21 protein-coding genes, 1 pseudogene and 1 riboswitch are annotated in these 20,949 nt (G+C 63.5%); of the genes and pseudogenes, 15 read left to right on the forward strand and 7 right to left on the reverse strand.

The annotated features are described in order from the left end of the window. The first annotated feature begins 21 nt into the window (after window positions 1–21). From C0Z16_RS38060 to C0Z16_RS03505, 9 genes and pseudogenes are all read left to right on the forward strand, one after another. Window positions 22–348 carry a hypothetical protein gene (locus tag C0Z16_RS38060; RefSeq protein ID WP_102630818.1) on the forward strand — a complete coding sequence of 109 codons (327 nt, stop codon included), beginning with the start codon at window positions 22–24 and terminating at the stop codon, window positions 346–348. Beyond that, window positions 320–1,149: pseudogene (locus C0Z16_RS03470) on the forward strand (TonB-dependent receptor); the annotation flags it as partial. The gene C0Z16_RS38060 and the pseudogene C0Z16_RS03470, both read left to right, overlap by 29 nt. Before the next feature lie 297 nt (window positions 1,150–1,446). Next, on the forward strand, window positions 1,447–2,094 hold the full coding sequence (locus C0Z16_RS03475; protein ID WP_102630819.1) for a DUF1826 domain-containing protein: 648 nt from the start codon (window positions 1,447–1,449) through the stop codon (window positions 2,092–2,094). A 24-nt stretch (window positions 2,095–2,118) separates the two neighbouring features. Beyond that, complete coding sequence (zigA, locus tag C0Z16_RS03480) at window positions 2,119–3,339, forward strand: zinc metallochaperone GTPase ZigA (RefSeq protein ID WP_102630820.1); 1,221 nt, start codon at window positions 2,119–2,121, stop codon at window positions 3,337–3,339. A gap of 140 nt (window positions 3,340–3,479) precedes the next feature. Beyond that, the gene (locus tag C0Z16_RS03485) at window positions 3,480–4,673 is read left to right on the forward strand and encodes a CobW family GTP-binding protein (protein ID WP_102630821.1); all 1,194 of its coding nucleotides are present in this window, start codon (window positions 3,480–3,482) and stop codon (window positions 4,671–4,673) included. Beyond that, window positions 4,670–6,082, forward strand: a complete 1,413-nt coding sequence (gene cysS / locus C0Z16_RS03490) for a cysteine--tRNA ligase (protein ID WP_102630822.1) — start codon at window positions 4,670–4,672, stop codon at window positions 6,080–6,082. The genes C0Z16_RS03485 and cysS overlap by 4 nt, the downstream gene beginning before the upstream one ends. Next, complete coding sequence (locus tag C0Z16_RS03495) at window positions 6,079–6,639, forward strand: gamma carbonic anhydrase family protein (RefSeq protein ID WP_102630823.1); 561 nt, start codon at window positions 6,079–6,081, stop codon at window positions 6,637–6,639. The genes cysS and C0Z16_RS03495 overlap by 4 nt, the downstream gene beginning before the upstream one ends. A gap of 16 nt (window positions 6,640–6,655) precedes the next feature. Beyond that, window positions 6,656–7,228, forward strand: coding sequence for a 6-pyruvoyl trahydropterin synthase family protein (locus tag C0Z16_RS03500; protein WP_102630824.1), 573 nt, complete (start codon window positions 6,656–6,658; stop codon window positions 7,226–7,228). Next, window positions 7,222–8,586, forward strand: a complete 1,365-nt coding sequence (locus C0Z16_RS03505; protein ID WP_102631000.1) for a dihydroorotase — start codon at window positions 7,222–7,224, stop codon at window positions 8,584–8,586. Before C0Z16_RS03500 ends, C0Z16_RS03505 begins: the two co-directional genes overlap by 7 nt. 13 nt (window positions 8,587–8,599) lie before the next feature. Here C0Z16_RS03505 and hisI read toward each other — a convergent pair whose 3' ends face one another. The 5 genes from hisI to C0Z16_RS03530 form a co-directional block, all read right to left on the reverse strand. Further along, on the reverse strand, window positions 8,600–9,067 hold the full coding sequence (gene hisI / locus C0Z16_RS03510) for a phosphoribosyl-AMP cyclohydrolase (RefSeq protein WP_102630825.1): 468 nt from the start codon (window positions 9,065–9,067) through the stop codon (window positions 8,600–8,602). 64 nt (window positions 9,068–9,131) lie between these two features. Then, on the reverse strand, window positions 9,132–9,356 hold the full coding sequence (locus tag C0Z16_RS03515) for a hypothetical protein (protein ID WP_102630826.1): 225 nt from the start codon (window positions 9,354–9,356) through the stop codon (window positions 9,132–9,134). 117 nt (window positions 9,357–9,473) lie between these two features. Next, complete coding sequence (locus C0Z16_RS37300; RefSeq protein ID WP_146014269.1) at window positions 9,474–10,001, reverse strand: Fur family transcriptional regulator; 528 nt, start codon at window positions 9,999–10,001, stop codon at window positions 9,474–9,476. A gap of 41 nt (window positions 10,002–10,042) precedes the next feature. Then, window positions 10,043–10,945: a PIG-L deacetylase family protein gene (locus C0Z16_RS03525; RefSeq protein WP_102630828.1), complete on the reverse strand. Its 903-nt coding sequence runs from the start codon at window positions 10,943–10,945 to the stop codon at window positions 10,043–10,045. Then, on the reverse strand, window positions 10,942–11,475 hold the full coding sequence (locus C0Z16_RS03530) for an SET domain-containing protein (protein ID WP_244201143.1): 534 nt from the start codon (window positions 11,473–11,475) through the stop codon (window positions 10,942–10,944). The genes C0Z16_RS03525 and C0Z16_RS03530 overlap by 4 nt, the downstream gene beginning before the upstream one ends. Window positions 11,476–11,659: 184 nt before the next feature. Continuing rightward, window positions 11,660–11,804, forward strand: a riboswitch (adenosylcobalamin (AdoCbl) riboswitch). Window positions 11,805–12,047: 243 nt separating this feature from the next. Here C0Z16_RS03530 and C0Z16_RS03535 point away from each other — a divergent pair. Genes C0Z16_RS03535 through C0Z16_RS03550 form a run of 4 tightly spaced genes read left to right on the forward strand, consistent with a single transcriptional unit; the run spans window position 12,048 to window position 17,150 of the window. Then, window positions 12,048–14,261 carry a TonB-dependent receptor gene (locus tag C0Z16_RS03535; protein WP_102630829.1) on the forward strand — a complete coding sequence of 738 codons (2,214 nt, stop codon included), beginning with the start codon at window positions 12,048–12,050 and terminating at the stop codon, window positions 14,259–14,261. A gap of 20 nt (window positions 14,262–14,281) precedes the next feature. Next, entirely contained in the window at window positions 14,282–15,091 is an 810-nt protein-coding gene (locus tag C0Z16_RS03540; RefSeq protein ID WP_102631001.1) for an ABC transporter ATP-binding protein, read from the forward strand. Between the two features lie 5 nt (window positions 15,092–15,096). Continuing rightward, entirely contained in the window at window positions 15,097–16,095 is a 999-nt protein-coding gene (locus C0Z16_RS03545; protein WP_407070651.1) for an ABC transporter substrate-binding protein, read from the forward strand. A gap of 2 nt (window positions 16,096–16,097) precedes the next feature. Next, window positions 16,098–17,150 carry a FecCD family ABC transporter permease gene (locus C0Z16_RS03550; protein ID WP_102630831.1) on the forward strand — a complete coding sequence of 351 codons (1,053 nt, stop codon included), beginning with the start codon at window positions 16,098–16,100 and terminating at the stop codon, window positions 17,148–17,150. Window positions 17,151–17,207: 57 nt separating this feature from the next. Here the strand turns inward: C0Z16_RS03550 and C0Z16_RS03555 are convergent, their stop codons facing one another. Further along, entirely contained in the window at window positions 17,208–17,333 is a 126-nt protein-coding gene (locus tag C0Z16_RS03555) for a GTP-binding protein (protein WP_244201144.1), read from the reverse strand. 556 nt (window positions 17,334–17,889) lie between these two features. Between C0Z16_RS03555 and C0Z16_RS03560 the strand changes: the two genes are divergently transcribed. Together C0Z16_RS03560 and C0Z16_RS03565 are read left to right on the forward strand one after the other, a co-directional pair. Continuing rightward, on the forward strand, window positions 17,890–18,756 hold the full coding sequence (locus C0Z16_RS03560; RefSeq protein ID WP_244201145.1) for a type IV toxin-antitoxin system AbiEi family antitoxin: 867 nt from the start codon (window positions 17,890–17,892) through the stop codon (window positions 18,754–18,756). 118 nt (window positions 18,757–18,874) lie between these two features. After that, window positions 18,875–19,408, forward strand: coding sequence for a nucleotidyl transferase AbiEii/AbiGii toxin family protein (locus C0Z16_RS03565; RefSeq protein ID WP_102630832.1), 534 nt, complete (start codon window positions 18,875–18,877; stop codon window positions 19,406–19,408). Window positions 19,409–19,658: 250 nt separating this feature from the next. Here the strand turns inward: C0Z16_RS03565 and C0Z16_RS03570 are convergent, their stop codons facing one another. Beyond that, on the reverse strand, window positions 19,659–20,819 hold the full coding sequence (locus C0Z16_RS03570; RefSeq protein WP_102630833.1) for an IS30 family transposase: 1,161 nt from the start codon (window positions 20,817–20,819) through the stop codon (window positions 19,659–19,661). Between the last annotated feature and the right edge of the window lie 130 nt (window positions 20,820–20,949).

A 20,949-nucleotide genomic window follows, 5' to 3' on the forward strand; every position in this document is an offset into this window, starting at 1 on the left:
CCGGCTGGGCGAAGTGATGGTTTGACCAAGGAGGGGAAGCTGACGCTCGATGTGAACGGCGCGGTCCAGCAATACACGCTCGCGGCACGAGGCCGGATAAGATCGCGGGCGGAAGTGAGCGTCCTCGTGGCGAAGAACCGCACCGCGACTTTTCCAGTCCTGCTGGCCACTGCCTATTTGACGCTCGCGTTGGCGGAGGAATGCGTCGAGCGTGACCTGCAGTTCATCGATCTGGCCGGTAGTCTGTACGTGCACGCGCCTGGCCAGTACATACTTGTAACAGGCAGGCCCGCGAATTCCGAGATCAGGCGTTTGACACGACAGGTTCGCGAGTGCAATGGACCGTGATTTCAATGCCGTCAGTGCGTCGCTTGGCGCGTTGTACAAATGCACGCCTGCGTGGTCGGTGGTAAGCAACGTTGCTTACACGGACCGTGCGTCGGCGCTCTATGAACTGTTCGCGAACGGTCCCCACGATGCGACCCGGAGTACCTGATCGGCAATCCCGGTGCGCAGAAGGAGAAGGCCGTCTCGACCGCCCTGTCGCTGCGCTATCAGAGTGGTCCGAACCGGGGTAGCGTCGGCGTGTTCTATAGCCGCTTCAAAAACTATCTGACTGAGTACAACACGGGACGGCTGGTCGATGACGATGACCAGGTGGTCGCGCCCGGTACCGACGACGCATTGAACGAGGCGGTGTATCGCGGCGTGCGCGCCGAATTCTACGGCATCGAGCTCGACGGCAAGTGGCGGCTATTCCAGAGGGGGGCGCACCAGGTCGATGTCGAACTGGTCGGCGACTACACGCACGCGCGCAACATGGATAATGATGAACCACTGCCCCGCATTTCGCCGCTGCGCGCGACGCTCGCGGTGGACTACGGTTATGGTCCGTTCGGCGCCCGCGCCGAAATGGAGCATGCGTGGGGGCAGCACCGCGTTCCCCAGGATGACTTGCCTACTGCCAGCTATACGAAACTCGGGCTCATCCTGACGTATCGGTTTCACGTCGGTTCAACGAACTGGCTGGCTTATGTCCGCGGCGATAACCTGACGAACCAGGACATCCGTTATGCGAGTTCGGTCGTCCGGGATATCGCTCCCGAAGGTGGTTGCAGTGTAATGGTGGGACTGCGCACAACGTTCTAGCCTGGCCGCCGGACATGCATCGGCAGTAGGGACCGGCGCATGTCGCCCCCGTTTCAGGGCAACGTCGACGCGGCCCAGCTCGGCACGGATTGTGCCACATGCCGTCATCCAGCCGGTGGCCATTCTGTTACGCGACGCGACGGATCTCTTCCTGCTGTCACCTCTCAATACGTGCATATACGCACAATCCTGCCAACCTTAATAATGCAACATAGTTGCGTTTATGTATAATGGGGGCATGTGCCGGAGCGCATCGCAAGCCCGCTCCCTGTCCAGTACCCGATTAAGGAGGCTGTCATGCATGCGCAAGAAGCCGACGTCTGCGATCAGGCGTACAAAAACCTGGCATGCGAACTGTCGGCGATCCACGATCCGTCGCGCGAGGTCGCATCGGCAGCGCGTGAGCGCAACGCGCGTGTGAGCGGCTATCTGGATGCCGTCATCCGTTCGGGTATTGATTCCGTACGCTGGATGGCGCAGTGGAAGAAGGGTGAGCCGGTGGTCGATGGCCCGTGGCCACGGCTGCAGGGGGGCGCGGTGTTCGGGCGCGAGCTGTCAACGCTTGCGGCGACGCTCTGCATACTGCTCGACAGTCGCAGTGCAAGGCTACGCATTGAGGTAACAAGGCAGACGACGTGTCCGCGCTTTCATGTGGACAACGTGCCGGCGCGGTTGCCATGCACGTGGCGGGGCCCCGGCACCGAATATCTTGAGCGCCGGTGCGCCCATCGCAGCCGGCTCGGGCCGAACGGCGGCGGCCTGCCGGACGGGCGCTCGGGCCTGATTCCCGACAGTGCGTGCGTTCACGAGATTCCCACCTTCACCGTTGCCGTCCTCAAGGGCGAGTGGTGGCCCGATACGCGCTCGCATGGGGCGATTCACCGTTCGCCGGCAATGCCGCCCGGCGCCAGCCCCCGTGTCATGGTTGCGATCGATATCCCCTGATACAGAAATACGAGGAGTCATTTCATGGATGCACGACTGCCGGTTACGGTCCTTTCAGGCTTTCTCGGCGCGGGCAAGACGACGCTGCTCAATCACATTCTGAACAACCGGGAAGGGCGGCGCGTCGCCGTCATTGTCAACGACATGAGCGAGGTGAACATCGATGCCGCGCTCGTACGTGACGGTGACGCGCAGCTCTCGCGCACCGACGAGAAGCTGGTCGAGATGAGCAATGGCTGCATCTGCTGCACGCTGCGCGAGGACCTGCTGCTCGAAGTCAACCGCCTGGCGAAAGAGGGACGATTTGACCAGCTCGTGATCGAATCGACCGGGATCTCCGAGCCGCTGCCCGTGGCCGAGACCTTCACGTTTGCCGACGAGAGCGGTCAGAGCCTCTCCGACGTCGCACGGCTCGACACGATGGTGACGGTCGTCGACGCGTTCAACTTCCTGCGCGACTACAGCTCACAGGACAGTTTGCAGTCGCGCGGTGAGTCGCTCGGCGATGAAGATGAGCGTACGGTCGTTGACCTGCTGATCGAGCAGATCGAGTTCTGTGATGTCATTGTACTGAACAAGGCCGACCTGATCGGCGATGCTGACCGTGAGCGCCTGATGGCGATCCTGCACAGTCTGAATCCCCGGGCCCGCATCGAGATCTCGGAATTCGGTCGCGTGCCGCTCGCCCGCGTAATGGATACGAAGCTGTTCGACTTCGAGGAAGCGTCGAAGGCGCCAGGGTGGCTCAAGGAACTGCGCGGGGAGCACCCGCCCGAGACGGCAGAATATGGCATCCGCAGCTTCGTGTGGCGCGCACGGCGTCCGATGCATCCTGGGAGCTTCGGGGCGCTGGTCAACAGCGAATGGCCGGGCGTCGTGCGCTCGAAGGGGTTCTTCTGGCTCGCGAGCCGTCCCACGCACGCGGGCTCGTGGTCGCAGGCGGGCGCAGTGTGCCGCCACGGCATGGCGGGCCTCTGGTGGGCGGCAGTGCCGAAATCGCACTGGCCGACCGATCCCGAATCCCTCGAATTCATCAACCGCAACTGGGAGCCGGACGTCGGCGATGCGCGCCAGGAACTGGTACTGATTGGTGTCGACATGAACGAGCCGGCACTGCGCCAACGCCTGGATGCGTGCCTGCTCACCGACGCTGAAATGGCTGAAGGTCCGCAGGCATGGACGCAGTATGACGACCCGTTCCCTGCGTGGGGCGGCCGGGTGCCAGAGGAAGAAGGCGCGGTGTGACTCTGCGAGCCGGCGCGATGACACGCCGTTCGCAGCGTGGCGGGCAACGCCCGACGCGGCGGGGGCGCGGGTCCCGCACCGGCACCCAGGCGCAACCGCCACATCTTGGAAAGCTGGACATACGACACGGGGAGTGCGCGATGGACCTGATTCCGGTAACGCTGCTGACGGGTTTTCTTGGCAGTGGCAAGACGACACTACTGAACCGGCTGGTGCAGCAGCCGGAAATGGCCGATGCGCTGGTGCTCATCAACGAGTTTGGTGAGATCGGGCTCGATCACATGCTCATCGCCCACAGCCGCGAGGACATCGTGGTCGAGATGAGCAGCGGCTGCCTGTGCTGCACGATCCGGGGCGACCTGGTCCGCACGCTCAAGGATATCCACTGGCGGTTCTCGCGCGACGGCCGGCGGCAGTTCAGCCGGGTAGTGATCGAGACGACCGGGCTCGCGGACCCGGCGCCGATTGTGCATACACTGGCTACGCATCGCGACCTGCGCGAGCGTTACCGGCTCGACGGGCTGGTGACGACGATCGATGCGCGAAACGCGGAGGCGACGCTCGACGCGCACGCCGAGGCGGTCAAACAGGCCGCGATGGCAGACAGGCTGCTGCTGACCAAGGCGGATCTCGTGGACGTGGAGACGCTGGAACGGCTCGCCAGCCGGCTGCATGCAATCAATCCGGCCGCGGGCATTATCCGCGTCAGTCACGGCGAGCTGGTGGCAAGCCGGATACTGGATCTGGGTCTTTTCACGGCAGACGGCAAGATTGCGGACGTCGAACGGTGGCTCGCCGAAGAGCGGTATGGTTCGGGCGACGATGGACATCACCCCGGCGAAGCTCATCACGACCACGACCATGTGGATCAGCATGCGCAAGATGACGGGCCCGAACACGGCCATCACGATGCGCAGGATGCTCATGCCGATGAGCCGCATGAACATGATGAACACCCGCATCACCGTCATGACCACGCCCATGATGTCAACCGCCACGACGACCAGATCTGCGCGTTCTGCTTCACGGTCGACGACCCCATTCCGGAACAGGTGCTGACCGACTGGCTCGACGTGCTGCTGTCGCTGATGGGCCCGTCGATGTTGCGCATCAAGGGGATCCTGAACGTGGAAGGCGAGGACAGGCCGATCGTCATTCACGGCGTGCAGCACGTGTTCCATCCGCCGGTGCCGCTCGATGCATGGCCGGGTGACGATCGCCGCTCGCGCATTGTGTTCATTACCCGCGCGGTCGAACGTGAAACGGTCGAATCGACTTTCCGGCTGTTCAGCGAGGTGGGCGCGATCCGTGCGCAGGAGGCGCATTCCGGATGACGATGCCTCCCATTGCGCTCTACAACACGCTGACCCGCCGCAGGGAGCCGCTGCAGACGGGCGTGCCGGATGCGGTCACGCTGTACGTGTGCGGTCCCACCGTGTACAACCATGCGCACATCGGCAATGCACGGCCAGCCGTCGTGTTCGATGTGCTGGTGCGGTTGCTGCGACGGCGCTACCGGGCGGTGCGCTACGCGCGCAACCTCACGGACGTGGATGACCGGATCAACGAGATGGCGCGCCGCGATGGCGTACCGATTGGCGAGGTCACGTCGCGATACATCGATGCGTACCACGAGGACATGCAGTCGCTCGGCGTCCTTCCACCGGACATTGAGCCGCGCGTGACAGCGCACATCCCGGACATCATTGCGCTCATCGAGGCACTCGTCGAGCGCGGGCATGCCTATGTCGCGCAGGGGCACGTGGTCTTTCATGTGCCGTCCTTTCCGGCATACGGCCGGCTGTCGGGGCGCCGTACCCAGGACATGATTGCCGGGGCGCGGGTGGAAGTGGCGCCATACAAGCGCGATCCGCTCGACTTCGTGCTCTGGAAACCTTCGACCGACGACATCTCTGGCTGGGACAGTCCATGGGGGCGCGGCCGCCCGGGATGGCACATCGAATGTTCAGCGATGATCGGGCGACATCTGGGACGTACCATCGACATCCACGGTGGCGGCCAGGACCTGATCTTCCCGCATCACGAGAACGAGATCGCGCAGGGCGTCTGCGCGCACGATGGTGAGCCGTACTGCCGGATGTGGGTACATAACAGCTTCGTCACCGTGGACGGGCAGAAGATGTCGAAGTCGCTCGGCAACGTGCTGCTGGTGCGCGATCTGCTCGCGCACGCGCCCGGCGAGGCGGTCAGGCTGGCGCTGCTTTCGACCCACTACCGTCATCCGCTCGACTGGACCGTGCAGCGGTTACAGGCGGCATGCCGAACACTGCAGCGGGCCTATATGGCGCTCGATGCCGTCTCGGGACTTCCGCATCTGGGGACCGGACCCGACAGCGAGGTGGAGGCGACCCTCTCGAACGACCTGAACGTACCGCGCGCGCTCGCCCGTCTGTATCGGCTGCTGCAGGATCTTGAGCAGGCTTCCCAGGGACCGTCGCAGCAATGGGCGAAGGCGCGCCTGCTGGCGTCCGCACAACTGCTCGGCCTGCTGCAGCAGGATCCTGCTCAGGCACTGGTCGCACTGCGCGGCCGTATCGACGCGACTTCCGTCACGGACGACGCGTGGGTGGAATCAATCGTGGCCCGCCGCGGCGAGGCACGCCGGCAGCAGGCGTTTGGGGAGGCCGATGCGCTGCGTGACGAACTGCTGCGCGCCGGTATCCAGATCGAGGACACGCTGGAAGGGACAGTCTGGCATCGAAGTCACGGAGTCCGGGCATGATCCGAAAAAATCCACGTGGGGACCTGCCTGTGGTCCACGAAAGCGCGTTTGTTGATCCGACCGCCATCCTGTGTGGACGGGTCATCGTCGGCGAGAATGTATTCATCGGCCCGTACGCGGTGATCCGTGCCGACGAGACGGATGCGCAGGGCGGCATTGAACCGATCCATATCGGCGCGCACTCGAACATCCAGGATGGCGTTGTGATCCACTCGAAGTCGGGCGCTGCGGTAACGATCGGCAGCCATACATCGATCGCTCACCGCGCGATTGTGCATGGTCCCTGCGAAGTCGGCGACCGTGTGTTTATCGGCTTTAACAGCGTGCTGTTCAACTGCACCGTCGGTGAAGGCTGTGTGGTCCGCCACAATGCCGTAGTTGACGGCTGCAACCTTCCAGCAGGCTTTTACGTGCCGTCGACCCAGCGCATCGGGCCGGGCACCGACCTGTCGACGATTCCGAAGGTGACTGCCAGTGCGTCAGAGTTCTCCGAGGACGTCGCGCAGACCAATGTGAGGCTCGTTCAGGGATACCGCCGCATCGCGAACGAATTGTGACCGTAGGGGATGACTGATGTTGATCCGCAAGCTGTTTTCGTTTGAAGGTGCGCATGTCGTGCGGCATGCGTCATCGCATCGTTGTGCATGGTCGATCCACGGCCATTCCTATCGCGTGGAGATCATTCTCGAGGCCGATGCGCTCGATCACGGCCAGATGGTTTATGACTTCGGTCTCCTCAAGGGGGAGGTCCGGGAGATCGTGGATGCGTTCGACCATACGCTCGTGTTCTGGAACTGCGACGACCCGGGGTACATGGAGATGTGCCGCAGCCATTCGCAGCGCTGGATTGCTCTGCCGGTGTCGCCCAGCGCGGAGCAACTCTCGCGCGTGTTCTTCGTGCTGGTTGATGTGGTGATGCGTGCGATGCCGATGCGTAACGGCGAGGCGGATGTCAGGGTCCAGTCGGTGATCGTGCATGAGACGGCGACCGGCTACGCACAGTGCTTCCGGCGCGATGCATACAATCCGCGCATGGGGCTGATCAGTCCCGCCCTGATCGGATTCTCGGATGCCGTGCGCCGCGAGGCGACGACCGGTATCCTGGATGAACTGACCAGCGCTGTGGCGTGCGCACCGGCATGCTGACGTCGAAGGGCGCCGCAAGCCGTCATGCCGACCTGCTCGTGCGCGGCGGTACCGTGGTCAGATTGGAAGGAAGTGGGCAGGCGGACATTGCCTGCGTTGACGGCCGGATCGTTTCGATCGACGCGCGCGGCTGGAGCGCTGACCAGGTCGTGGATGCACACGGCCTGCACGTGCTGCCTGGCGTGATCGACTCACAGGTCCATTTCCGCGAACCGGGCCTCGAGCACAAGGAGAATCTCGAAGCGGGCACGCGAGGCGCGGTGCTCGGCGGCGTGACGGCCGTTTTCGAGATGCCCAACACCAGTCCGTTGACGCTGCGCCGCGACGACCTCGAACGGAAGATCGCGGCAGCGTCACGACGCGCGTGGTGTGATATCGCGTTCTACATCGGTGGCTCGTCCGTCAACGCTGGTGAGCTGCGCTACCTGGAAGCGTTGCCGGGCTGCGCCGGCATCAAGGTTTTTATGGGCAGCTCGTTCGGCGATCTGCTCGCGGATGACGACGTTGTACTACGGCGCATCCTCGAGCACGGCCGGCGGCGGGTGGCCGTGCATGCGGAGGACGAGGCGAGACTGCGCGAGCGCCGGTCAATCGCAGAAGCATCGGGCGACGTGCGCGACCATCCACGCTGGCGTGACGTGGATAGCGCGCTCAATGCGACGCGCAGGATCGTCGGCATGGCGCGCGAAACAGGACGGCCGCTGCATATCCTGCACGTTTCGACGGCGGAAGAAATCGCGTTGCTGGCGTCGCACCGCAGCCGGGTGACAGTCGAGGTACTGCCGCACCACCTGACCCTGTGTGCGCCCGAATGTTATGAGCGGTTGGGCACGCTTGCGCAGATGAATCCGCCGGTCCGCGAGGCCCGGCACCGGGAGGCGCTGTGGCGCGCGCTTCGGGAGGGGCGCGTGGACACGCTGGGCAGTGATCACGCTCCGCATACGCTGGAAGAGAAGGGCCGCCCGTACCCGCAGTCACCCAGCGGCATGCCGGGCGTGCAGACGTTATTGCCGGTCATGCTCGATCACGTCAGCGAGGGACGGCTGTCGCTGCAGCGTCTGGTGGAACTGACGAGCGCGGGTCCGGCGCGGGTGTTCGGGATAGCGGAAAAGGGAAGCATCACCGTGGGCTACGACGCCGACCTGACGCTCGTCGATCTCAAGGCAAGGCGCGAAATCACGAACCGCTGGATCGCAAGCGTCTGTGGCTGGACGCCCTACGATGGCATGCGGGTGACGGGGTGGCCGGTCGCGACAATCATTCGTGGCTGTCTGGTGATGCGCGATGACGCCGTGCAGGGATACCCGGTGGGACAGCCGGTCCGCTTCGACAGGGCGATGGCGATCACGCCGGCATGACGCCCGGAAGCGGTCAGAGCTGCGTGGGATTGGGCGCCTCGCCGTACACGGCGACGGGGTCAAACGTCTTCGCACCTTCCGTGAACCGCAAGGTTGCTTCGGGCAGGTCGACCGCGCGGTAAAAACAGCTGCGGTAACCGACGTGGCAACTCGCGCCGCTGCCCGCCACCTCGACGCGGATCCACAGCGCGTCCTGGTCGTCGTCGATGCGCATCTCGACTACACGCTGGGTCAGTCCGCTCGTCGCACCCTTGGACCAGAGCGTCTGGCGGCTGCGGCTCCAGTAGTGGGCGATACCGGTCTCGATCGTCCGCGCAAGGGCTTCCCGATTCATGTAGCCGACCATCAGGACGTCGTCCCGGCCCGCATCACTGACGACGCAGGGAATCAGTCCATCAGGGCCAAATCTGGGCGAGAACGAGCGACCTTCCTCGACTTCGGCGACGGATGTGCGAGGAGCGAATTGGAGCGAGGCAGTCATGATGGGAAGGTTCTCCTGAGGGGGGGCGGTCAGCAGACGAGGGACTTGGTTCACACCCGATGCGTCATGCCCGAAGTGACGTGTTTTCGAGCGCGGCAGCAAACCAGTCCAGTACCCGTTGCAGGTGCACTTCGCCGTAGAGCCGCGAAAACCGCTGCGTCCCGGCATTGCCGGGGTCGCCGAGTACGGCCAGCCGTTCCTGGATGAACGCCGGTGTCAGCGTGATGCCGCACTCGTGCTCAATGCAGTGCTGCCAGTCATCGAAGCTCTGGGGAATCGGCGAGGTCATGGGTACGGCGGGCGCCAGCAGAAAATCCCATGGTAACAGGGTTGGTTATTAATGCAACAAAGTGGCGTTAATAACCTGCTTTCGACCCGCCGAATCAGGTGCAATGATCCTGCGTGCTCACACGCCGTGGGTCGAGCAGTCGTGGCAGGTACCGTGAATCGTGACGGCAGAGTTCGTGCTATGAACGCCGCGGCGGCTAAGCTTGCGCTCGATCCGGGCGAGCACACCGGCCAGTTCCGGATCTTCCGGAAGCGCAGAAATGTTGTGGCAATGATCGCACTCGAAATAACCAGTGGAGCTCTCGTGCTTTGCGATTGCATGGCGCCAAGCCCGGTCAGATCCCTGGATTCGGGTGAGCAGGCCAACGGCAGTCAGCCGGTCGAGGATCCGGTAGAGGGTCACGCGATCCACTTTTCCCGCACCTGTAGCGGCGCCCAGATCGCGGGCGAGCTCTTCGTGCGAACGGGGCTGATCGGCGCCCTCCAGGCGTTCGAGCACGGCAACGGTAAGCGCAGTGGAGCGCAGCCCCGCCTCGCGCAGGCGCGATGGCCAGTCGGTAGGAGCGTGTGGTGGATGTTTGCGCGGAGAGTGGCGGGTAGGCATGAATGACCGTGGATGCAACTGTCCAATAACGGAATGATACATCGTCCTGCGCGGGCAAGGTCACGCGTGTCGTATGGTCGTCGTCATGGACCTGGCGGCATGCCCTGGTCGAACAGCGGTTGCAGGCCATCCTCCGCAGCGATGGCCATCGGACGCCCGACTGCCGTCTGCCGGCCGCCTGCCCAGCGCTCGAGCCGGTACAACGCGCCGAAGGCGAAGGACGGCGGTTGCATTCCGGCACCGAACACAGCCTCGCCACCGCGCCGCACGCTGTCCGCGAGCCATGACATCAGGCGCAGGTGATAGGGGTTGCGGGCAATTTCACCACGGTGGCAGGTCAGCGCCTCGATGATGGTCACGACGCTTGCGCTGTCGAGTTCGACAAGCGTGTTGGGCTGCTCCAGGGTGCCCCAGAATTCTGTCTGCGCAAGCCAGACGGCGTGGGCATGGTGCTGAAGGGCGTCATGCACGAGCCAGTGGACACCGATGTGCGTCGCAGAGCCATCGCGCTCATGCGGGCAGAAGACCACGCGGGGCCGGTAGTCGTCGAACAGCGCGGCGAGGCGGTCGACGTCACGGGCCCAGCCTGCCGGGTCGGCGCGGCGTCGCGCCGGCGTGACCGGCTGGCGACCGTCGAAGGCTGGATCCAGGAGCGCAAAATCAAGCCGGGTACACGCATGGCACAGCTCGTTCCATCGTTCACTGCGGCGGCCCGGATTACTGCCTAGTGTAGCGGCGACGTTCAGTACCTCAAAGCCTGCTTCCTGCTGCAGTCTGAGCGCAAGTCCGCCGGTCAGGCATTCATCATCGGGGTGGGGCGAAACGATCAGCGCAAGCGGCCGCGTGCGGTCCACGCTCCTCGGCGTCGCTGTGCTCTGCGAGATGTCCGGAAGGGGTATCGGCTCGCGCAGCAGTGCGGCGAACGTATCGACGTACGACGTGATGACCTGCGCTCGTGTAGGGTCCCGGTTTGCGCTCCTGTTCATCGACAAAGTTTCCGGGGGGTGGCGATGCCGTCGACCTCAACCGTCGCCAGCATCGTACGGCGGCAGTTCCATGAGCGGCAGCGGCACAGGTAGTTGCGACGGTCTTCCTCAGTGGCGGGATGATCGAACTGAAGGCTGTAGTCGAAGCTCAGTTCCTCGCCTGCGTGGATCAGGCGTTTCGCATGGAGGTACACGCGCAGGATCCCCTGGCGGTCGTAGTCTTCAACCGCCTCGCAGTTCGGTGCGCAACGATGATTGATCCAGCGGGCGGCGTTCCCGCCGGTGCCCGCATCAATGCAGTAGCGTCCGTCACTCAGCGCAAACAGAAAGGTGTGGAACGGGTCTTCGGCGTTGACGGGATGCTGGCGTCGTGCTGCCGCGTGGGTAATGCGCGCCCCCTGTATTCGATGATGCGCAAGCCGCGCGGAATGTCGGCAACGGCAAAGACACCCTTGCCATGGATGGGACTGCGTCGGATCTGGATCAGGCGGGGCATGAATGCAGGAATGTATGCGGTGAAGCAGACTCAAGTATAGCGTTCACTTTTCTAATTATCGCAACTATGTTGCGTTTACGATGCGGGTTAGGTATCGTTCTGCCGGAATCGCGGGCGATCCGACCGCTGGCGCGATGACCCGGACATAAAGCGGGCAGCCTGCACGTGCAGGCATGCGGTAGCCAGGCCGGGGCGCGGGGGAATTGAGTGTGCGATCGATTAGAATTGCGCACGCAAAGCCCGGAAGCTGGTGCAAATCCAGCGCGGTCGCGCCACTGTGACCGGTTTCCTGAAACCGGGAGTCAGACCTGGGCCTTGTCTTCCTTCACCTGTCATGGGGCGCGAAACCCCAGGAGAACCGTCATGACCTGCATCCTCAGTGTCCACCGGGCATCGGCTGCCCGTTGCTTCCTCTTTTTCTCCCGTCGTCTGTGTTGACCCGGTAAGTGTCGCCGGTCAGCACGGCATGCCTGGTTCGTGTTTCCGGCAATCGTGCGGCGTTTCACTGCGTCGATGACATGGTGGATCGGCACGTGTGTCGAGCGCATAAAAAACAGGCGCACCGGATACGGTAGCGCCAGAGAAAAAAGAAAAGAGAGCAGGACAATGAAGAAAACCTCGATCCTTTCGCCGTCGCGAGCGCAGCGACGCCGCAGACGTCAGCTCACAGCGGGGATGCTCGGCTGCGCGTGGCTGATCGGCGCGTCATCCGCGTTTGCTGATGACGGCAGCGGCCCGGCCGCAGAGAGCAGGCAATCTGCGCAGGAGCCGGCACAGACGCTGCCGGCTGTTAAGGTCCAGGCATCGGGCCATACGGATACACCGGACCTGAGCACGCCGATCCGTACCGGCAGCCGGCTTGGACTATCGAGCCTCGATACGCCGGCGAGCGTCGAGACGCTCACCGGTGAGCAGATTCAGGTGCGCGGCGACACCACGGTCAACGAGGCCATTACGCGTGCGGCCGGCTTTGCCACCGACGCGGCACCCGGCAATGGCGGCACTTCGGTCTCGGTGCGCGGCTTCAGCGGGCCGGAGTCGATCACGACGCTCTATGACGGCACGCGCATGTATCCTGGCGCAGGCACGGTGACCTTTCCGTTCGATACGTGGTCGGTCGACCGGATTGAGGTGCTGCGCGGTCCGGCGTCGGTGCTCTATGGCGAGGGTGGCATCGGCGGCGTGATCAACGTCGTGCCAAAGGCGCCGCAGCGCGACTACGCGACCACGGTCCAGCTCGGCGCGGGCGCCTATGGCGAGAAGCGCGTGGCGCTCGATACGACGGGCGCGCTCGGGCCCATGCTGTCATACCGCTTTTACGTGAGCGATGACCGCTCGAACGGCTGGGTACCGCGCGGCGATTCGCATACCACGGCGCTCGGCGGCGCATTGCGCCTCGACGTCGATCCGACCTTGTCATTCACACTCGACTACGACTACGGGCGCCAGAAGCCGGCACGTTATTTCGGGATTCCGGTGCTCGACGGCGCGCTCAATCCGGCGTTCCGGTACCAGAACTACAACGTCGCCGATTCCGCGATCTCCTATTACGACCAGTGGACGCGGCTGAACGCGAAGTGGCACGCCATGCCTGGCATCACGGTGCGCAACCAGCTCTATTATTTGCTGACCAACCGCCACTGGCACGATAGCGAGAGCTACGCCCTGCAACCGGATGGCGATGTGTTGCGCAGCGATTACATCGAGATCCTCCATCATCAGCGGCAGATCGGTGACCAGCTCGACACGACGATCGACGGGCATGCATGGGGCCATCAGAACCGGCTGGTCGTCGGCGCGGACTTCAATGTGATCTCGTTTGTCGATACAAGCAATTCACCATACGGCGGCTCGTCGATCGTGCCGGCATCCGGTTTCGATCCGGGCGTGTTCGACAGTCCCGATCCGACCGTGCCCGCGTTTCGCACCGTCACGCATCAGGCGTCCCTTTTTGCAGAGGACCGGTTCGAGCTGACCGACCGGCTCGCGTGGGTGAGTGGCCTGCGTTACGACCATATCGACTTCCATCGCGACACGTTCGCGACTGCCACGACTGCGGCGGCGTCGTTCGACAGGACGTTCGCCCATACCGGATGGCGCACGGGCCTTGTGTTCGCGCTTACGCCGACGCTGTCCGTGTATGGACAGTACACCACCGGCACCGACGGTGTCAGTTCGCTGATCACGCTGTCGCAATCGAACAGTCAGTTCACGCTGTCGACCGGTCAGCAGTGGGAGGCGGGTGTCAAGCAGGAAGTGCTCGGCGGCCGCGGCTCCTGGACCTTCGCGGTGTACCAGATCGTGAAACGTAACCTCGTGAGCACCGATCCGCTGAACCCGGATCTGAGCGAGCAGGTCGGCCGGCAGTCGTCGCGCGGCGTCGAATGGTCGGGCGCGCTGCGGCTGGGCGGCGGCTGGTCGGTCGAGGCGAATGCGGCGCTGCTGCGCGCGCGGTACGACGATTTCGACGAGGCGGTCGATGGTCAGAGCGTGTCGCGCGCGGGCAACGTGCCCTACAACATCCCCGAGCAGACCGCGAACGTGTGGCTCGACTGGGCGTTCGCGCCTGGCTGGCGCGCGGGAGCCGGGGTGCAGTATGTCGGACGGCGCTTCGGCGACAACGCGAACAGCGTGTCGATTCCGTCGTACACACTGGTCGATGCGTCCGCGTCGTGGCGCGCAACGCGCAACCTGACGCTCGCGCTCTATCTGCGCAATCTGACCAACCGGACCTATGCGGTCTCCACGCAGAACGACGGCACCCAATGGCTGCTCGGCGCGCCGCGCTCGGGGTGGGTCACCGCGACGATGACTTTCTAGCCTCAATGATCTGCAAAGCCATGACCTCACTGCATATCGAAGGGCTAGGCTGGTCGCCGTCGTCGCGGGATGCGAGACGCCCGGACGACGGCGAGAGCCTGCTGCGGCGGATCGTGCTCGAAGTGCAGCCGGGCGAATTCGTCGGCCTGATCGGACCCAACGGCAGCGGCAAGACGAGCCTGCTGCGGTGTGCGTTCCGTTACGCAAGGCCGCGCAGCGGCGCCGTCAGGCTGGACGGCGACGACGTCTGGGTCAAGTCCGGGCGCTGGGCGGCGCAACGCATCGCGGTGGTACAGCAGGACCCGCCCGACGACTTCGGCCTGACGGTGGAAGAGGTCGTCGCGATGGGCCGTACGCCGCACAAGGGGCTGCTCGACGGCGACACCGCCGTGGACACCGCGCTCGTCGACGCCGCGCTGCACGATGTCGAACTCGATGCGCACCGGCAGCGGCCGTTCGCTTCGCTGTCGGGCGGCGAACGGCAACGCGCGCTGCTGGCCCGTGCACTGGTGCAGCAGCCGCGTGTGCTGATGCTCGACGAGCCGACCAATCATCTCGATCCGCGGCATCAGATCGAACTGCTCGGCCTCGTGCGGCGGCAGCGGATCACCACGCTGGCCACGATTCATGACCTGAATCTCGCCGCTGCGTTCTGCGACCGGCTGTACGTGATTGCCTCGGGTGAGATCGTCGCGTGCGGCACGCCGCAGGCGGTACTAACCGAGCCCTTGCTGAAGACGGTGTATGGCGTCGATGCGCTTGTCGACCGGCACCCGGTGACGGGACGTCCGCGCATCACGCTGATTACAGGACCGGAGTCCGGGACATGACGAAAATGAAACCTTCCCTCTGGCGCGCAACGGCGGCCACCATTCTCTGCGCAGCCGCATCGTATGCACAGGCTGGCCATTATCCGGTTACCGTGCGCAGCTGCAACCGCGATGTGACGTTCGCGCGTGCGCCGGCCAGGGCGGTCAGCAACGATTCGAACCTGACGGAGATGATGCTTGCACTGGGGCTCAGGACACGGATGGCGGGGTTCACGGGAATCGGCGGCTGGAAGACGGACGATCCGTCTCTGCGCGTACGCCTTGCGGGGATCCCGGAACTGGCGCGCCGCTATCCGTCCATCGAGACGCTCGTCGGCGCCGGTGCGGATTTCTATCTGGCCGGCTGGAACTATGGCATGCGCGTCGGCGGTCCCGTCACGCCTGAGGCGCTTGCACGCTTCGGCATCGCGTCTTACGAGCTCACGGAGTCCTGCGCACACGTCATGCCGATGCCGGCGGCGTCGCTCGACGACGTTTTTCGCGACCTGCGCAACCTCGGCGCGATCTTCAATGTAGACGCGCGTGCGGCGGGTGTGATCGGGGCGATGCAGGCGCGTATCGCGGCTGTATCGCGCGCGCTCGGGCCCAACCCGGTGCGCCCGCGCGTGTTCGTCTACGACAGCGGCGAGGACAAGCCGTTTACGGCCGGGGCGCTGGCGATGCCGACCGCCCTGATCGACGCGGCAGGCGGTCGCAATGTGATGGACGACGTTCAGCAGAGTTGGACGCAGGTCAGCTGGGAGAGCGTCGTCGCACGCAATCCGCAGGCCATCGTCATCGTCGACTATGGCGCCGTGACCGCCACACAGAAAATCCGCTTTCTCACCGGCAATCCGGTGCTCGCAAAAGTCGACGCAGTGCGCGCACGCCGTTTCATCGTCGTGCCTTACGATGCGGCGACGCCGGGCGTGCGTAACGCCGGGGCCGTCGAGACCCTCGCGCGGGGGCTGCATCCGGAGCTGTTCGGCGCACTGGCCGGTGCCGTTACCGGGGAGGCGCGCTGAGCATGGATACGCTATCGGGCGGCAGGCCGGCGATGCGAACACGTCGAGGCGCGCTCATTCCCTTCACCTTGCTGGGTCTGGTGCTCGCCGGGTCGATCATGGTCGCAACAGGGCTCGGACCGGTGCCGGTTTCGCCGGGCATGACCGTCCGCATTCTGCTCCATCATCTGTCGGGCGATCTAACTGGAGCCGTGCCGGCTGATGCGCAGGATGCGATCGTCTGGATGATCCGACTGCCGCGCGTATTGCTCGGAGTGGTCGTCGGCGCGGCGCTTGCGGTGGTGGGCGTGGCGCTGCAGGCTGCGACGGCTAACCGGCTGGCCGATCCGCATCTGCTCGGCGTGAGCTCGGGCGCGACGCTCGGCGCGGTGACTGCAACGCTGTGGCTCGGCGCCATGTTCGGCCCGCTGACGCTGCCAGCCATGGCGTTCGCCGGCGCGCTCGCGGCGATGGCGCTCGCCGTCACGCTGGCTATGCGCGCCGGCCGGCTCGATTCGCAACGCCTCCTGCTGTCGGGTATCTCCGTGTCGTTCGTGATGATGGCGCTGGCGAATCTGCTGCTCTATCTGGGGGACCAGCGCGCGGCGTCGTCAGTGCTGTTCTGGATGCTGGGCGGTCTTGGACTGGCGCGATGGGACCTGCTAGGCGCGCCAGCCGCGTTCGCCGCCGGCGGCATGGTGCTGCTGGCCGCACGCCGGCGTGAGCTCGACGCGCTGATGAGTGGCGATGTCGCCGCCGCAACGCTCGGCGTGGATGTCGCGCGGGTGCGTCGTGAAGTGTTCGTCGTGAGTTCACTCGTCACGGCCGCGATGGTCGCGGTGAGCGGTGCTATTGGATTCGTCGGGCTGGTTGCGCCGCATGTGTGCCGACGGCTGGTCGGTGCCGGCCATGCGCGGCTGTTGCCCGCGTCGGCGCTCTTCGGCGCCGTGCTGCTGGTCTGGTCGGACGTGGCCGCGCGCATGCTCGCCGCGCCCGACGATCTGCCCATCAGCGTCGTTACTTCGCTCTTTGGCGGTGCGTGCCTTGTGTGGCTGATACGGGGCGAACGGGCGTAGGTCCCGTTCGCCGATGCCGCCAGTGTGGGACCGCTGGCGGCATCGCAGCCAGCCAGCCTACAGGCAACCGTCCAGCCCCGCTGTGAAGACGTCTGCCGGAAGCTGTTTGCCGATAAAGACGATCTTCGTTTCTCGCAGCTCGTTCTCCCGCCACGGCGTGCCCAGGTCGGCGCCGAAGATCATGTGGACCCCTGGACGACGACACGCCGGGTTCGTCGGGGACCGGCAAGGGCAAGGAAACGGTGGAGCGCAATGTCGTTTGTTCAGAAAAGATGAACACGCATACCTCATGAACAGGAACAGCGGGTCGTTCAACCTCTCATTACGTTCTAAGTGTTGAACTACAGCCAATCTTGAACAAACGTTCCCCCGCTTGATGGGCACCGGGAAACCGCTGCGTGCACAACGCTCACTGCCCTAGCGTCCGCTTCGCAAAGGCACACGGCCTCTCAATGGCGGTGCGCGTTGCGGTCACGCAACGACACGGCCTGAGTCGTCCGCAAATGAGTACATCACTGAGTACACGGCAACGCCAATACCACCAGAACATCGTTAATAATCAGTTTATTAACGACGACAGCCAGTACGGCTTGCGAACTTTGACCGCCCAACCGAAACGCTCCTCATACAACTCGTCAATGCGGCCACCGGACGTCTGAGCGTTCCGCTGTGTGTCGTCGACTTCCGTCCGGCAGGGCGAACCATTGCGTCGGCGAGGGAAGGGAAGGTCACGCTGGAGGTGAGCGGTATCAGCCAGTCATACACACTTGCGGCCCGCGGCCGGATAAAATCGCGGGAGGACGTGAGGGCTATCGTTGCCAAAGGCGCCACCACAGACTTTCCAATCCTTCTGGCCACTAGCTACCTGACACCTGCGTTAGCGGATGAATGTGTCGAACAAGGTCTACAGTTCATCGACCTCGCCGGTAATCTGTATGTGCGCACGCCTGGTCGGTACATCCTTGTGACATGCCGGCCGATGAATCCGGACATCAAGCGTCTTGCCTCGAGATCAGGAAAGCCTGCCATTTCCGCGAGTGTCTCGGCGCTCCGGATGATTTTTGTGTTGTTATCCGCTCAAGAACTGGTCAACCGTCCGTACCGAGAAATCGCGTCATCCGCGGGTGTGGCGCTTGGTACTGTTGGCAGCGTATTCGACGACCTACGCGAACGCGGCGTGCTGGCAGGCGCGGATGGCCGGCGATTGCTCGACCCCGCCGCACTGAGGGAAGCGTGGACGATCAACTATCCGCTTCGCCTGTTGCCGAAGCTCAACGTGCAACGGTTTGGAGTGGGCGATCCATTGTGGTGGCAGCATGCAGAACTTCCTGCGCGGCAAGCATGGCGGAGTGGGAAAGTTGCTGCTGCAAAATTGACTGGACAGCTTCGGCCAGCCTCGCAAACGCTCTATGTCGAACCGGCGGCGAGACCAGCCGCAATCATGGCGCTAGCCAAGCGCCGCCGATTGCGTGCCGATCCCGCCGGCACGCTGGAAATCATCGACGCCTTCTGGCATCTCGATGAGACACGGATGAAGCAACTGACGCCGCCGCTGCCGGAAGCAAAGCGGGCTGTACTGAGATTCTGGACCGCGTTGCCCGGCTGATGAACCTACAGCACTTCGTTGTCGGCGCGACGGCGCGAGATATTGCGATGTACCACCTTCATGGCCTCCCTCTCAATCGCGCAAGTCCTGACATCGATTTCGCCACGGCCATCGAGAGTTGCCGGCGTTTAAAGCGCTCAGAGCTGCGCTTCTTCAGGAGCCGACCTTCCGACCGGACACGACGATTTTGCATCGGCTTCACTATTCGTCAGCGGTTCGAGAGGGCTTTCCAGCGGATCTGGTTCCCTTCGGCGGTGTCGAGATTTCGCCATCGCAACTGGCGTGGCCGCCCGACATGGCAATCGTGATGAATGTCGCGGGCTACGCCGAAGCGCTGAATAGCGCGGTGACTGTACACATCGCAGATCATTGCGAGATCCCCGTTGCGTCGATACCTGGCCTCGTGATGACGAAAGTGATCGCGTGGCTGGACCGCGGACAGTCCAAGCCAAAAGACGCCGTGGATTTCCGGTACCCGCTGGAAAACTATGCTGCTGCGGGCAACGTCGACAGGCTTTACGGAGAAGAGTTGCCGTTGCTGGCAGCGTGCGATTATGTGTTCGAGCGTGCTGGTCCTAGATTGCTCGGAATGGATATAGCGTTGATCGCTTGTGCGGAAAGCAAAGGAACTGATCGTCCGTATTTTGACTGATCCCGGACTGCAAGATCGGCTGGTAGTGCACATGCTGCGAGGCGAGTCTCGCTCCGACGATCTGGTAGGGGCGATTGAGAACCGACTCGCTAATTCAGGATCGGGCTGCTCGATTGGCCCGGGCCGTGATTTCCCAATGGCACTTGAGGCAGAACCGCGCAGTTCCCGTTGCACCGTGTCCATGGGAAAGGCTCGCCGTCCGAACATGACGCCGAGCGTTACTTCGGTATGGCTGCTGCTCGGGGCGGATTCAACCGGTCGATGCAATAGTTCGATGGAACCGTTCAGCCGGTGTTTCGTAATCCAGAGTCTTTCGTGGTCGCTCGTTCAGCCTTCGTGCTACTGCGTTGAGTTTGGCCTGTGAGTAGACCGACAGGTCGATGCCTTTCGGAAAGTACTGTCTTAACAGGCCGTTGGTATTTTCATTCGAGCCGCGTTGCCAAGGATGTTTGGGATCGCAGAAATACACCGCAATGTCGGTGGCGATAGTGAACCGTTTGTGGTCCGCCATCTCTGTTCCCCGATCCCACGTAAGCGATTTATAGAGTTCCTGAGGCAGCTTTCCAGCGTGTTTGATGAGCGCATTGACTACTGTTTCGCTGTCCTTGCTGGCGATCTTCACCAGCATCACATAGCGCGTCTGACGCTCTACAAGCGTTGCAATCTGGCTGCCGCCACTGCCACACAGGAGATCGCCTTCCCAGTGTCCCGGCACCGCGCGATCTTCCACGGTGGCGGGGCGTTCACTGATTGATACCGCGTCACGGATCCTGCCGTGATCGTCCGTTTTCTGCGTGTGATGGCGCGAGCGGCGCATGGCCCGGGTGCGCCGTAAATGCTCCAGCAACTCTTTCTTCAGTGCACCCCGTGCCTGGATGAAAAGACTGCGATAGATGGTTTCGTGTGACACGTGGTAGTCCTCGCTGCCTGGCCAGGCGCGTTTGAGCCATCCAGCAATCTGCTGGGGCGACCACTGCAACTGGAGCTTGTTGGCCACGATATGAGCCAGCATCCGGTGCTCGACCAGTTTGCAGACTTTCGGGCGCAGCGACCGATCCCATGCCAGCTGGTCGGCGTGGCTGGCCCGATAGCCGGCCTGCCCACTGTTGCGCTTGATCTCGCGACAGATCGTGGACGGTGATCGCGACAGTCGCCGGGCGATTGACTGAATCGAATCGCCTGCGACGAGGCTTCGCGAAATCTCCTCGCGTTCGGCAAGCGTCAGCGCCAGCCTGGATCGCTGGCGGGGTGCCGGCTGGATTCCTCCAGTTTGCGCCAGAATTCCCTGTACTGACGAGTGATTGCGGTCAAATAGCTGGGCGATGTGCTGCAACGACTCGCCTTTACGCCAGCGTTCCCACATCAATGCCTTCTGGCTTTCGCTGTAATAGATCCGGCGCCTCTGTTTCATTTGCAACACTCCCGCCGCTCATGCGACGTTCATTGTGTTGCATCGACCGGTTGAATCCGCCGGCCTTTGCTGCCGTTGGAGTATCGGCCGCTGTGAGGCAACTCATAAGCGCATTGCCGCCGTTCGTGTC

The organism is Paraburkholderia rhynchosiae, from assembly GCF_002879865.1.
GTDB classification, from domain to species: Bacteria; Pseudomonadota; Gammaproteobacteria; order Burkholderiales; family Burkholderiaceae; genus Paraburkholderia; species Paraburkholderia rhynchosiae.